Here is a 12,776-nt window from a genome sequence, read left to right as displayed (position 1 = left end):
GGGGCCCCGAAACAGGCGCTCGGAGACAGGCGCCAGGAACCTAAGGCCGGCTCAGTCGGGCAGCGGCCCGTGGTTGCCCGGGATGTGCTCGAACACCAGCGTGGTCTCGGTGTGGCCCACCACGGGATCGGTTGCGAGGTTGTCCAGGACCCAGTCGCGCAGGTCTTCAGTGGTCGCCACGGCAATGTGCAGCAGGTAGTCCACCGAACCCGAGGTGTGGAAGGTGGACAGCACGGCCGGAAGCCGGGGCACCCTTGACGTGAACCGGTCGATTTGTTCGCGGTCGTGGGCGCGGAGCCGCACAGCGATGAGTGCCTGGACGGACCGGCCGATGGCGGACAGGCTCAGTTTCGCTTCGAATCCCTGGATGATGCCGCGTTCGGACAGCGCTCGCGTGCGCATGAGCGCCGTGGACGGGGCAATGCCCACGAGCTCGGCCAGCTGCTTGTTTGAGATCCGGGCGTCGTCCACGAGAGCCGCCAGCAGCCGCTCGTCGATGGCGTCCAGCGGCTCGGTTCCGGCCCCGAGCCGAATATTCTTCGCACCGGTACTCACAGCGCCTCCTCAAAGTGTTATGAGTTCATCATAAACTCCGGTTTCCGACAGTTCCATTCGTTTGGCCTGTGAAACTCCGAATTATTGCCAGATACTTGCCGGATTCAATGGCGAATAATTCAAAAGGAGTCCCGTGCTTTCTCCCGATTCACTGGCTGTCCATGCAGGCCGGAGCGGCCTGACCGAACAAGGCGTGCATGCCGTGCCGATCGACCTGTCAACAACTGCACCGCTTCCTTCAGTCCACGACGGAGGGCAGGCGTACGAACACATGGCCACCGGCGGGATGCATCTGGAAGGCCAGAGTACGGTCTACCAGCGCCTGTGGAACCCCACCGTGGCCCGCTTTGAGCAGGGTGTGGCCCTCCTCGAGGGCGCCCCGGAAGCAGTGGCCTTCGCCACCGGAATGGCGGCCCTGTCGGCCGTCCTCCTCGCAACGGTGGCTGCCGGAAACAAGCACGTGGTGGCGGTCCGGCCCCTGTACGGCGGGAGCGACCACATCCTGGCTTCGGGCCTCCTCGGCACCGAAGTGACGTTCACGACGGCGGGCGGGGTGCGGGCGGCACTGCGTCCGGATACGGGACTGGTGATTGTGGAGACACCCGCCAACCCCAGCCTGGAGCTCGTGGACATCGCGCAGCTAGCCCGTGACGCTGACGGCGTCCCGGTTCTGGTGGACAACACTTTCGCCAGCCCGGTCCTCCAGCAGCCCCTGGCTCACGGCGCCGCCCTGGTGCTTCACAGCGCCACCAAGTTCCTGGGCGGACACGGGGATGCCATGGGCGGGGTGGTGGCGGCTTCGCCGGAGTGGACCACCAGGCTGCGCCAGGTCCGTGCGGTGACCGGCGGCATCCTGACTCCCTGGCCGGCCTACCTGCTGCACCGCGGCCTGGCCACACTCCCGGTACGCGTCCGGGCGCAGCAGGCAACCGCACACAAGGTTGCCGCAGCCCTTGCCGGGCACGGACTGGTGAAGGCGGTCTATTACCCGGGGCTCCCGGAGTGCGACCCGATGGGCCTGGTGGGGACGCAGATGTCGGGCCCAGGTTCGCTGCTGGCGTTCGAACTGGGCAGTGCCGAACACGCAGAGAGAATCCCGGCGGCGGTCCGGATGATCACCCACGCCGTGTCCCTGGGTGGCATCGACACCCTCATCCAGCATCCGGCCGGCCTGACGCACCGGCCCGTTGCCTCCGACGCGAAGCCCCATGCCAGCCTGCTCCGGTTGTCTGTGGGGCTGGAGGACGGCGCGGACATAGTCGAAGACCTCGTGCAGGCGATCGAGGGCACGCGCTAGCCGGCCTGCTTCCCGTCCCCGGGGCCCTGCTGCCCGGGGCCCCTCTGTACGGCGCCCTGCTCTCCGGGGCCGGACGCTGGGTGTACGACGGCGGTGATCACCGCCGCCGTGCACGCCAGCCCGATGACGGTCAGGGCCAGCGCCGTCCAGCCGAACGACTGGAAAACCAGGCCGCCGGCCCACCCGATGGCACTGGAGCCAAGGTAGTAGGCCAGGTTGTACAGGGAGGAAGCTTGCGCACGGCCCGTTGTGGCGATTCCTCCGGTCCAGCCTGCCCCGATGCTGTGAGCCGCAAAGAATCCTCCGGTAAACACCAGCAGGCCGGCGAGGATCAGCACCAGCACCTGCGTCAGTGTCAGCGCAAGGCCCGCGGCCATCAGCAGGATGCCGCCCAGCAGGATGGTCCGGCGGCCGAACCTCAGCGTGAGCCCGCCAGCCAGCCGCGAGGTCACCGTCCCGGAAAGGTACGCCACGAAAATCAGGCTGATCACGGTGGCCGGCAGCCCGAACGGGTCGCCGGACAACCGGAACCCGAGGTAGTTGTACACCGCTACGAACCCGCCCATGAGCAGGAACGCCTGCACATACAGGGCCAGTAGGCGGGGATTGCGCAGATGGCCACCCAGCGTCCTCGCCGCCCCGCGGAATCCGCTGGCACGTGCGGCCGTGAAGCCGCGGGCCTTCGGCACCAGGACCAGGAACAGGACGGCAGCGGCCGCGGCAAGGCCGGACACGGCCAATGCTGCCGCCCGCCAACCCCAGAGTTCTCCCACGGGACCTGCAACGAGCCGTCCCGCCAGCCCGCCCAGCGTGGTTCCTGCGACGTAGGTCCCGGCGGCGAGGGCGGCGTGCGCCTTGTGGACCTCCTCGTTCAGGTAGGCAATCGCGATGGCCGGTATCCCGCCCAGTGCCATGCCCTCGAGCAATCTGAGGCCCAGGAGGATGGGAAAAGTGGCGGCCAGCGGAGCCAGCAGGCCAAGGACGGTCGCGGCCGAGATGCCCAGGGTCATGGCCCGGACGCGGCCGATCCGATCTGCCAGGAATGACCACGGGATGACGGTGATGGCGAGCCCCACCGTGGCCAGCGAGATGGTGAGCGCCGCTTCGGCCGCCGTGATCCGCAGGTCCGTGGCCATGATCGGCAGCACAGCCTGGGTGGAGTAAAGCTGCGCGAAAGTTGCCACCCCGGCGAACGCCAGGGCCGCCAGCAGCCGTCGGTAGGCTGCCGAGCCTTTCGGGTGGCCCGCCCACGGCCCGGATTGTGACGTGTCCTGCGTTGACAGCATGTGCATAATGCCAGCCTAAATCGGCTGATGGCATGCTTCCAATGCATGATTTACATAGAATAGATGCTGAAAACGGATCAGTCTTTGGGAGGCCCCGATGGACATCGAGCACAAACAGCTGTCGCAGCTGCTGCCGTTGCTTCCGGTCCTGTCCGAACTGGGGCGGACGCAGCACGTCACTGAAACAGCGGAACTGCTCGGCATACCGCAGTCCACCGTCAGCCGGGCCCTCGCCCGCGCCAGCGCAGTCGTGGGCACTGAACTGCTGATCCGCGACGGCAGGGGAGTCCGGCTGACGCCGGCGGCCAAGGCGTTGCTGCCCTACATCGACGCGGCCCTCAACGAGTTCCGCACCGGGCTGGACCTGGTGCGGCACGAATCCGAGGTGGTGCGAGGCCGGATCGCCGTCGCGTTCCAGCACACCTTCGGCGAGGCGACGCTGCCGTTGCTGATCAATGCCTTCCGCCAACGCCACCCGCAGACCGCCTTCGACTTCAGCCAGGGGGCACGTGACGGCTGCCTGGCCGAACTCGCGGCCGGGACTGCTGATCTTGCCCTGACGGCACCCGTCGCCGCGGCGGGCCGGGGCGTCGGCTCAGCCGCCCTGTACCGGGAGCCGCTGCGGCTGGTGGTGCACCATGAACACCCCCTGGCCGGCCGGAAGAGCGCCCGGCTCGCGGACATCAGACAGGACCCGTTCGTGGCGATGGGGCACGGCTACGGCATGCGCTCGCTGACGGACGCGCTGTTCCGCGAAGCCGGGTTCCGCCCGCGCATTGCCTTCGAAAGCCAGGATTCCCATACCGTCCGCGGGCTGGTGTCCGCGGGGCTGGGCGTCAGCATCCTCCCGCCCGGCGGGCTGGCTCCGGGCCGGACGGTCAGCCCGCACACCGGCAACCTCGGCTGGGTTGAGGTTCCATTGGAGTCCGGACTGGCGTTCCGTGAAATCGGGCTGGCGTGGCGCGAACGGCGAGGCGGCCAGGAGGCCGAGCCGGACCAGGTCAGGCTGTTCCGGGAACTGGTCCTGACCGAGGGGCCGGAACTGCTGGCAGGACTCATTCGGGCACGTTCGGAGGTCTGACCGGCCCGGGATTGGTGGATGCGCAGTCCGCACATTGACTTCACCGCCGCGGATACGATCCCGCCGTGCAGGAAGGTCAGGAAAGCGAGGATCCCGCGAGCAGGCCGGCCATGATCACCGGGACCGGACGGGCTGCCGCCTGCCGCCATCCGGTTCCCGCCCAAAGGTTCAGCCTCTCCGGATCGCCCGCTGCTGCCGCCGCCGCGCGGATCGGCGCGGTGAGATGGTGGATGGCAGGGTACCCCTCCGGTGCGTCACCGTGGTCCCGGACGAAGGCATTGACCAGGGCCCGCGCCTGCCTGCCGGTGAACGCACGGGTCATTCGTGTCCCGCTAAAATCGCGGCTGGCGAGGGAGTCCTTGTGAAGCTGGCGCGCGCCGCTTTCGTCACTGCGCAGAAAGGCCGTGCCCAGCTGGGCCGCGGTGGCGCCGGCGGCCAGCACCGCGTCGACCCCGGCGGAATCCATGATCCCGCCGGCCGCCACCAGGGGAACGTCGACGGCGGTGCGCACCGCCGTGAGCAGCTCAGCCGTGGTCGCGGGGCCAGGGGAGTCCGTCGGGCCCGCCGGGGCCAGGAAAGCCCCGCTGTGGCCGCCGGCGCTCCAATGCTGGACCACCAAGATGTCCGCTCCCCGCTCCACGGCAAGCAGTGCTTCGGCCGCGCTGGTGACAGTGGCAAGCAGGGTTGACCCTGCACGCTTGAGCGCCTGAACTTCGGCCGGTTCCGGGAGGCCGAACGTGAAGCTGACAAACTCCACGGGATCCGCCAGCAGGGCGTCGATCTTGTCCCGCCATGCATCATCGTCGTCGAGCCGCAGCGCGGGAAGTGATACTCCGTAGCGCCGGGCGTCCGTCTCGAGGCTCCGCCGGTAGTCCTCAAGCTGCCGCCGGACGCCGGCGGGCGGATCGAGCTGGGACCGGTCGGGGACGAAGAGGTTCATGCCGAAAGGCGCCCCGGCAGACCGGACCTCGCGCATGTCGGATTCCATCGCCGCCGCGGTCTTGTAACCCGCCGCCAGGAAGCCCACACCGCCCGCCAGATGCACGGACTCCACGAACCGGGGCGTCGATGTGCCCCCGGCCATTGGCGCCGCAATGATCCGTGTACCGAAAATGGCGCTCGTCATGCCCTGCTCCCTCTAACGACTCAGTAGTCTGTTCACGTGACTAATTCTGACAACTTGCCAGCAACGGATTCTGTTCCTTCCACCGGCGGGCTCCAGGCAGCGCCGGGCGCGGCGCCGTCGGTAGCGGGTCCCGCCGGCGGGACTGCCGCAGTGCCCGGCGCCGTGATCGGCCTGGACATTGGCGGAACCAAGACGCGCGGCGTCCGCTTCGAAAACGGCCAGGCCGTGGCCGATGAATCGGTCGGCAGCTCAAACGTTCAGAATGTCAGCCGCGAAGAAGCGGCACGCCACCTGGCAGAGCTGTTCGCCAAGATCGGCGGCGGGGCTGTTGCGCAGGTCTACGCCGGGGCGGGCGGAATCGACACGGACGAGGACGCAGCCGCGCTTGCGGCCCTGATCGCTCCCCATGTTCCCGGCGCGAAGATCACGGTAGTCCACGACTCCCGGCTGTTGCTGGCCGCCGGCGGGGCGAGCACCGGCGTTGCCGTCATTGCCGGCACCGGCTCCGCAGCCTGGGGCAAGAATGCCAGCGGCGAGGAAGCCCGTGCCGGCGGCTGGGGTTACCTGCTCGGGGACGAAGGCAGCGGCTACTGGCTGGGCCGTGAGGCGGTCCGGCACAGCCTCCGCCGCATGAACCAGGGCCTGGAACCCGACGAACTCACCACGGCACTCCTGCAGTCCTGCGCGATCGATGACCCCAACAAGCTCATTGCCCTTTTCCATTCGCCGGATACGGGCCGCCGCTACTGGGCGCAGCGGGCCCGCCTCATTGTGGAGGCGGCGGACGCGGGGCACGCGCCCAGTCAGGCGCTTGTTGAACAGGCAGGCCGGGATCTCGCCGCGCTGGCCGCCCAGGCTCTGCGGAAACTGGGAATCAAGGGACCGGTAATCCTGGGCAGCGGGCTCGGCATGAACGTGGCGAGGCTTCAGGAGTCCTTCAAGCGCAGCCTTGCCGCTGAGGGAGTGACCGAAGTCCGGGTCCTGGAGCAGGATCCCGTGTTCGGAGTCCTGCAACTGGTGGCCGAACAAGGCTAGCCTTCGGGACATCGTGCCTTGCGCGGGCCCGTTGTCAGGAACGGGTGCGCGGCCGGAGCCGGACGCCCGGCAACGGGGGAGCAGGAATGCGCCCGGCCTCGGCTCCCGCATCCGGCCCGTGTCCATGGACCAGCCCGAACCGGGAACCCTCGGATTCCTGGTCCGCCAGATCTGCCTGGTCCTCCCAGTCCTGGCGTGCCTGGGCCACTTCATCGTGGGTCCTGCCCACGAAGTTCCACCACATCAACAGCTCCTCCTGAAACGGTTCCCCGCCCAGCAGGATGAAGCGCGTGCCCGGGGCCGCCTCGATTTCCAGCAGGCTGCGGCCGGTGCCGAGGTAGCCTAGCGGACCTGCCGGCACATCCAGACCGTCGAGGGTGATGCCGCCGTCGAGCACCAGCACCGCGTGCTCGAACTCCGGGTCCAGCGGCAGCGTAACGGATCCGGCGCAGAAGATGTCCGCACCGATGATCGGGGAATACATCGTGGCCGGCGACTCCACTCCGGCGAAGGTTCCCACCATCACTGTTGCTGTGAAACCGTCTCCGGCCACTTCCGGAAGGTCGCGGTGCTGCTCGAAAGCCGGCGCCCGGTGGCGCTCGCCGTCCGGAAGGGCCACCCACAACTGGAGGCCCCGCTGCAGCGGCAGTTCCATGCCGGCGTCGGCCGTCCCGCCGTCGTTCGACCCCGTGCCGGAAGCCCGGCCAGGCAGCACAGCGAACTCGGAGTGGGAGACCCCGTGGCCCGCGGTCATGATGTTGAGCTCGCCCGGACGCACGATGACGTCGCTGCCCACGCTGTCACGGTGCCTGATGTTGCCTGCGAGCGGCCACGTCACGGTCTGCAGGCCGGTGTGCGGGTGCGGCAGCACGGACATGGCGACCCGGTCCGGACCGAAACTGTCCAGGAAGCACCAGGCACCCACCGTGGGGAGGCCTCGCTGCGGAAGGGTACGGAAGACGTTCATGGCCCGGACCCCGCCGAGCGGGACTTCCCGGGCCGGCCACAACTGCAGGCACGGCCCGGTCCCGGCAGATCCTCCGGGCTGTCCTGCCGGGCACAGTTCTTCCTTAGGGCTTACTTCGAGGTTCGTCACAGGATCAACTCTAGGCTGAAGGGCAGAATACGGGCAGGCCGGACTTCGGAGCCGGAACCCCTAGCCAATCCGTGGCCGGACGGCTTACCCTTGAAACGCCGCCGGCGAAAGCGTCCGGCGATGCGGACGGACTGGCTTCGGACTGACATCGGACTGGCTTCGACAGTTGGCATGGCAGAAACGGGGAGGTGGAGACGATGACTGCAATATTCCTGCGCGCCCAGCGCGCCAGCAATGTCATTATTCCTGCCCCGGCAAAACGCACGTCCTGACCCGCAACGGCTGAATCAAGCAACGGAGTCTGTGCCAACGGGGCCTCAGCAGAGGTTTCCATTGAAAACAACCCCAGGTCACACGCTGACCGTAGAAGATTCAACAACACAAAATCCAACAACCACCAACTCGACTCCACCGATGGCCGGTCCCGTGCACTACGGCTTCACAGCCCGGACGGCAGCACTTTTTGACGCCCATCCCATGCCCGGCGGGGAGGAACCAGGGCGGGTAGTCCGCGTGGACCGGAACAGGGTCCTGGTCGCAGCGGCAGCGGAGCTGTGGCACCTGCCCTACCCGGCGCGCGGCGAGGTGCCCGCGACCGGTGACTGGGTGTGGCTCGGTGCCAACGCAGCAGGGGAGCCCGCCGTCATCGGTGTGCTGCCCCGCGAGTCGGCGCTGAGCCGCAAACGCGCCTTCGAGGCGTCATCGGAATCACAGGTCCTTGGCGCCAACGTAGACGTCGTGGGAGTGGTGGTCCCCGTGGACCGGCCCCTCACCCACAACCGGCTGGAGCGGACGCTCGTGGCGGCGTGGGATTCGGGGGCCACCCCGCTGGTGATCATCACCAAAGCAGATCTTGCCGACATAGCGGACGACGTCGTCGGAAAAGTCATCCTGCAGGCGGCAGGCGTTGCTGTGGTCACCACCTCGGCGGAACAGGGCGACGGCCTCGACGAAGTGCTCGCACACGTGCCGGCCGGCGGAACGCTCGTGCTGCTGGGACCCTCGGGTGCCGGAAAGTCCACGCTGATCAACGCCCTTGCCGGGCACCATGTCCAGGACGTCGGGCCGGTACGGTCAGGCGACGGCAAGGGCAGGCACACCACCACGGCGCGCGAGCTCGTTCCGTTGCCGGGAGGAGCGGTGCTGATGGACACACCGGGCGTCCGCGGCTTTGGGCTCTTCGACGCGGACGACGGGATGGATGAGATGTTCGGCGACCTCGAAGGGCTGTTCGGCCGCTGCCGCTTCGCCGACTGCGCCCACGACCGGGAACCGGGTTGCGCTGTTCAGGCAGCGCTCGCCGACGGAGCCCTTGAGATGCGCCGGTGGGAAAGCTACCTCAAGCTCCAGCGCGAGTTGGCGGCGCTCAACCGCCGGCACGACGCGGCAGCCCGGCGGGCCTACCAGCGGGAGTGGCACCAAAAGGTGGTGGTGGCAGGCAAGAGCCAACGGGCAGCCGAGCGGTACGGGCAGGAAATGGCCCGCGACCGCGCTGGCGGGGACGGAAAGCGGGGCAAACGGAAACGCAGTTGACGCACGCCGGATGACCCGTGGCGGAGGGGTGGCGGCAGGGAGGACTGAGCGCGGGATCACAGTCCGGCGCCGCCACCCATCCAAACGGCGTAGGTTACCGAATGCTTACGGTAGCCGCGGCACCGCTGACTTTGAACGGGCCGCTGGTTACGCTGTGTATTACCTGCTTTACAGCCGAATATCAGCAACCTTATGATCTTTGGCCTGACCGTCCGATGTTGCCGCCAACAGTTAGGTAAGCCGGGAAATGGCTGAAGCCATGATCGAATTCCAGAGCGTCACCAAGCAGTACCAGAGCGGGCAGCCGGCCGTGGACAACCTCACCATGTCCATCGACAAAGGCTCCATCACGGTTTTTGTGGGTCCGTCCGGCTGCGGGAAGACCACCTCGCTGCGGATGATCAACCGCATGGTGGAGCCCACATCGGGCACCATCACTGTGGACGGGAAGGACGTCACGTCAGTGCCCGCCGCGCAACTGAGGCGGTCCATGGGGTACGTGATGCAGTCCTCCGGGCTGATGCCGCACCGCTCAGTGCTGGACAACATCGCAACGGTTCCGCGGCTGAACGGGGTTTCCAAAACTGAGTCCCGCAAGCGCGCAGAGGAACTGCTCGACGTCGTCGGGCTGGCTTCGGTGCTGGGAAAACGGTACCCGTCCCAGCTGTCCGGCGGCCAGCAGCAGCGGGTCGGCGTCGCCCGGGCGCTCGCGGCAGATCCTCCGGTGCTGTTGATGGACGAACCGTTCAGCGCGGTGGATCCCGTGGTGCGCGACGAGCTGCAGCAGGAGCTCCTCCGGCTGCAGCGGGACCTGGCCAAGACCATCGTTTTTGTCACGCATGACATTGACGAAGCCACCGTGCTTGGAGACAAGGTCGCTGTTTTCGCCACGGGCGGCAAGCTGGCGCAGTACGCGACGCCGGAGGAAATACTCCGTGCCCCCGCCAACGACTTCGTGGCCTCCTTCGTGGGCAAGGACAGGGGGTTCCGCCATCTGGCGTTCAGCCCGTCCGACGCCGTTATCCTCCATGACGTGCCTACGGTCAGTCACAGCGCCCTTGAGTCCGGAACTGCCGGACTGGAGGGCAGCGATTGGGCGCTCGTGGTGGATGCGGATTCCCGTCCGATGGGCTGGACAAGTCCCGGTGCCGGTTCCTCGCTCATCCCCGGCGGCTCGCTGTTCCGGAAAGGGGAGACGCTTCGGCGGGCCCTGGACTCGGCGCTGTCATCGCCGTCGGGGCTGGGCGTCGCCGTTGACGCCGACGGCAAACTTGCCGGTGTCCTCCGCGCGGATGAAGTCCTTGCGGTCATTGAATCTGCCCGGCTGGTCCGGCAGGGTGCCCTCTGATGGAATGGTTCCTGGCCAACAGCGGGAGGGTGTTCGAACTTGCAGGCCAGCACCTGGTGCTGGCCATCCTGCCCATGGTGTTCGGGTTGCTGCTCTCCATTCCGCTGGCACAGTTTGCCCGGCAAAACAGGACCCTGCGTTCCGTGGTGGTCACGGCGACGTCCCTGCTCTACACGGTCCCGTCCCTTGCCTTGTTCATCATCCTGCCGTCAATCCTGGGGACAAGGGTCCTGGATCCGCTGAACGTGATCGTCGCCCTGACTATTTACGCGGTGGCGCTGCTGGTGCGGGCCGCACTCGACGCCTTCGACTCCGTGGATGAAGACCTCCGCCAGGCGGCTGTTGCGATGGGGTTCAAGCCTGCTGCGCGTTTCCTGCAGATTGATCTGCCGTTGTCCCTTCCGGTGCTGTTCGCCGGCCTGAGGGTTGTGTCCGTCAGCAACATTTCGCTGGTGAGCGTGGCCGCCCTCCTCGGCATCGGAAACCTGGGGATGCTTTTCACCTCCGGCCTCCAACGGGGCTTTATTACCGAGGTGCTTGTCGGGATCATTGCCATCCTGGTGCTTGCGCTGGTGATGGATGCCGTCCTGGTTCTCCTGGAACGGCTCCTGACGCCGTGGACCAGGGCTGTGGCCAAAACAGAAAAGGCCGGTCTCCCCTCGGCGGCCGAGCGGCTGTCGGATGTCCGGACCGGGGGTGCGTCCGCATGAGCAACGTCTTCACCGACACTTTTGCGTGGCTGGGCGATCCCCTGCACTGGACGGGAAGCACCGGCATTCCCGTACGGCTGGCTGAGCACCTCCAGTACACAGGTCTCGTGATGCTCATCGCCACGGCGATAGCGGTCCCCATCGGACTCTATGTCGGCCACACCGGCCGCGGCCGGGTGGCGGTTGTCGCGCTGGCCGGGGCGCTCCGGGCACTGCCGACCCTAGGCCTGTTGACGCTCTTCGTCCTCCTGGCCGGCATCGGACTAATGCCTCCGATCTGGGCGCTCGTGATTCTGACCGTACCTCCGCTACTGGCAGGCACGTACGCCGGGATTGCCAGCGTGGACCGGAACGTCGTGGATGCGGCCCGCGCCATGGGCATGACCGAATTGCAGGTGCTGTTCCGGGCAGAGTTTCCGAATGCCCTGGCCGTGATGTTCGGCGGCTTCAGGACCGGCGTGCTCCAGGTGATTGCCACCGTTTCAGTGGTGGCGTATATCAACCTTGGCGGCCTGGGCCGGTACCTCTTCGACGGCCTGGTGCTCTCCGATTTTCCGCAGATGCTCGGCGGCTCGTTGCTGATAGCAGCACTGGCCATTGCCGTCGATCTGCTGCTCGCTGTTTTCCAGAGGCTGTTCCTGTCCCGGGGATCCTCTGCCATGCCACGCCGGAGCCAGCAGGCACCGGCTGATCTCACAGACCCCGTGCCCGCGGAGCCTGTTGTTCAAGGAGGTAGATCATGAAGGAAACCCACCCTAGTATTCTGGGTCGCCGCGCATTCGGCGGCCTGGCCGCCGGCGTCGGACTGGCCCTGGCGCTGTCCGCATGCGGCGGCGGATCGGATCCGCTGAAGAGCGCGCCCGCCACGGGCGGTTCGGGCTCAGGTTCCGCGCTGGTGATCGGATCTGCGGACTTCCCGGAAAGCCAGATCATCGCGGAGGTGTATGCCGGTGCGTTGAACGCAGCCGGCGTCACCGCAAGCACCAAGCCCAACATCGGCTCGCGGGAGGTGTACTTCAAAGCGGTCCAGGACGGCTCCGTGGACATCATCCCCGATTACAGCGGCAACCTCCTGCTGCATGTGAACAAGGAAGCCACCGAGGTCTCGGCGGAAGACATCTTCAAGGCGCTTCCGGCCAAGCTGCCGGAGGGTCTCGCGGTCCTGGAGCCTTCCAAGGCCGAGGACAAGGACGCCATGGTAGTGACGAAGGCGACGGCGGAAAAGTACCAGCTCAAGTCCATCGAAGACCTCGCCAAGGTCTGCAGCGAACTGGTGGTGGGAGCTCCGGCCACCTTCGCCGAGCGCGCCTACGGCTTGCCCGGGCTGAAGAAGAACTACAGCTGCGAACCCAAGAAGCTGGAACCGTTCAGCGACGGTGGCGGCCCCATCACCGTCAAGGCACTGCTGGAGGATCAGGTCCAGGTCGCCGACATCTACACCACCACCCCGGCCATTGCCGACAACGACCTGGTGGTCCTGGACGACCCGAAGAACAACTTCATCGCCCAGCAGGTACTGCCGCTGTACAACAAGGCCAAGATGACGGACAAGGCCAAGGAAGCGCTCAACTCGGTGTCCAAGATCCTCACCACGGAGGACCTGATCAACCTCAACCGTGCCGTCAGCGGCACCCAGAAGCAGAACCCGAAGGATGCAGCAGCGGCCTGGCTCAAGGACAAGGGACTGGTCAAGTAACACCGGTTAGTAG

12 protein-coding genes are annotated in these 12,776 nt (G+C 67.0%); 8 read left to right on the top strand and 4 right to left on the bottom strand.

Annotated features, from left to right (window positions below):
* Positions 1-51: 51 nt before the first annotated feature.
* Positions 52-555, bottom strand: coding sequence for an Lrp/AsnC family transcriptional regulator (locus ASF98_RS02170; RefSeq protein ID WP_055796818.1), 504 nt, complete (start codon positions 553-555; stop codon positions 52-54).
* 133 nt (positions 556-688) lie between these two features.
* Here ASF98_RS02170 and ASF98_RS02165 point away from each other — a divergent pair, with 133 nt between their 5' ends.
* Positions 689-1,852, top strand: coding sequence for a trans-sulfuration enzyme family protein (locus ASF98_RS02165; RefSeq protein WP_055796815.1), 1,164 nt, complete (start codon positions 689-691; stop codon positions 1,850-1,852).
* On the opposite strand, the gene ASF98_RS02160 is transcribed toward ASF98_RS02165, so the two are convergent.
* Entirely contained in the window at positions 1,849-3,138 is a 1,290-nt protein-coding gene (locus tag ASF98_RS02160) for an MFS transporter (protein ID WP_055797287.1), read from the bottom strand. The genes ASF98_RS02165 and ASF98_RS02160 overlap by 4 nt on opposite strands.
* Before the next feature lie 97 nt (positions 3,139-3,235).
* Here ASF98_RS02160 and ASF98_RS02155 point away from each other — a divergent pair, with 97 nt between their 5' ends.
* Positions 3,236-4,219 carry a LysR family transcriptional regulator gene (locus tag ASF98_RS02155; protein WP_055796812.1) on the top strand — a complete coding sequence of 328 codons (984 nt, stop codon included), beginning with the start codon at positions 3,236-3,238 and terminating at the stop codon, positions 4,217-4,219.
* A gap of 76 nt (positions 4,220-4,295) precedes the next feature.
* On the opposite strand, the gene ASF98_RS02150 is transcribed toward ASF98_RS02155, so the two are convergent.
* Complete coding sequence (locus ASF98_RS02150) at positions 4,296-5,345, bottom strand: nitronate monooxygenase (protein WP_055796809.1); 1,050 nt, start codon at positions 5,343-5,345, stop codon at positions 4,296-4,298.
* A 36-nt stretch (positions 5,346-5,381) separates the two neighbouring features.
* Between ASF98_RS02150 and ASF98_RS02145 the strand changes: the two genes are divergently transcribed.
* Positions 5,382-6,380: an N-acetylglucosamine kinase gene (locus tag ASF98_RS02145; RefSeq protein ID WP_442854024.1), complete on the top strand. Its 999-nt coding sequence runs from the start codon at positions 5,382-5,384 to the stop codon at positions 6,378-6,380.
* Positions 6,381-6,414: 34 nt separating this feature from the next.
* Here the strand turns inward: ASF98_RS02145 and ASF98_RS02140 are convergent, their stop codons facing one another.
* Entirely contained in the window at positions 6,415-7,476 is a 1,062-nt protein-coding gene (locus ASF98_RS02140) for a pirin family protein (protein WP_055796805.1), read from the bottom strand.
* Positions 7,477-7,890: 414 nt separating this feature from the next.
* On the opposite strand from ASF98_RS02140, the gene rsgA reads away from it, so the two are divergent.
* The 5 genes from rsgA to ASF98_RS02115 all read left to right on the top strand — a co-directional run bounded on the left by rsgA (position 7,891) and on the right by ASF98_RS02115 (position 12,763).
* On the top strand, positions 7,891-9,009 hold the full coding sequence (gene rsgA / locus ASF98_RS02135; protein ID WP_055796802.1) for a ribosome small subunit-dependent GTPase A: 1,119 nt from the start codon (positions 7,891-7,893) through the stop codon (positions 9,007-9,009).
* Between the two features lie 247 nt (positions 9,010-9,256).
* Positions 9,257-10,357, top strand: a complete 1,101-nt coding sequence (locus ASF98_RS02130; RefSeq protein ID WP_055796798.1) for an ABC transporter ATP-binding protein — start codon at positions 9,257-9,259, stop codon at positions 10,355-10,357.
* On the top strand, positions 10,357-11,067 hold the full coding sequence (locus tag ASF98_RS02125; RefSeq protein ID WP_055796795.1) for an ABC transporter permease: 711 nt from the start codon (positions 10,357-10,359) through the stop codon (positions 11,065-11,067). The genes ASF98_RS02130 and ASF98_RS02125 overlap by 1 nt, the downstream gene beginning before the upstream one ends.
* Complete coding sequence (locus ASF98_RS02120; protein WP_055796792.1) at positions 11,064-11,810, top strand: ABC transporter permease; 747 nt, start codon at positions 11,064-11,066, stop codon at positions 11,808-11,810. Before ASF98_RS02125 ends, ASF98_RS02120 begins: the two co-directional genes overlap by 4 nt.
* Positions 11,807-12,763, top strand: coding sequence for an ABC transporter substrate-binding protein (locus tag ASF98_RS02115; RefSeq protein WP_055796789.1), 957 nt, complete (start codon positions 11,807-11,809; stop codon positions 12,761-12,763). The genes ASF98_RS02120 and ASF98_RS02115 overlap by 4 nt, the downstream gene beginning before the upstream one ends.
* Positions 12,764-12,776: the final 13 nt, after the last annotated feature.

Origin of the sequence: Arthrobacter sp. Leaf337, assembly GCF_001423745.1 — a bacterium.
GTDB lineage: Bacteria > Actinomycetota > Actinomycetes > Actinomycetales > Micrococcaceae > Arthrobacter.
This window is presented reverse-complemented; position numbering and strand designations above follow the sequence as displayed.

Bases quoted from the DNA above. Each gene is read 5' to 3' on its own strand.
- ASF98_RS02160 (WP_055797287.1), bottom strand. From the start codon at position 3,138: ATGCTGTCAACGCAGGACACGTCACAATCCGGGCCGTGGGCGGGCCAC.
- ASF98_RS02155 (WP_055796812.1), top strand. From the start codon at position 3,236: ATGGACATCGAGCACAAACAGCTGTCGCAGCTGCTGCCGTTGCTTCCG.
- ASF98_RS02150 (WP_055796809.1), bottom strand. From the start codon at position 5,345: ATGACGAGCGCCATTTTCGGTACACGGATCATTGCGGCGCCAATGGCC.
- rsgA (WP_055796802.1), top strand. From the start codon at position 7,891: ATGGCCGGTCCCGTGCACTACGGCTTCACAGCCCGGACGGCAGCACTT.
- ASF98_RS02130 (WP_055796798.1), top strand. From the start codon at position 9,257: ATGGCTGAAGCCATGATCGAATTCCAGAGCGTCACCAAGCAGTACCAG.
- ASF98_RS02125 (WP_055796795.1), top strand. From the start codon at position 10,357: ATGGAATGGTTCCTGGCCAACAGCGGGAGGGTGTTCGAACTTGCAGGC.
- ASF98_RS02120 (WP_055796792.1), top strand. From the start codon at position 11,064: ATGAGCAACGTCTTCACCGACACTTTTGCGTGGCTGGGCGATCCCCTG.
- ASF98_RS02115 (WP_055796789.1), top strand. From the start codon at position 11,807: ATGAAGGAAACCCACCCTAGTATTCTGGGTCGCCGCGCATTCGGCGGC.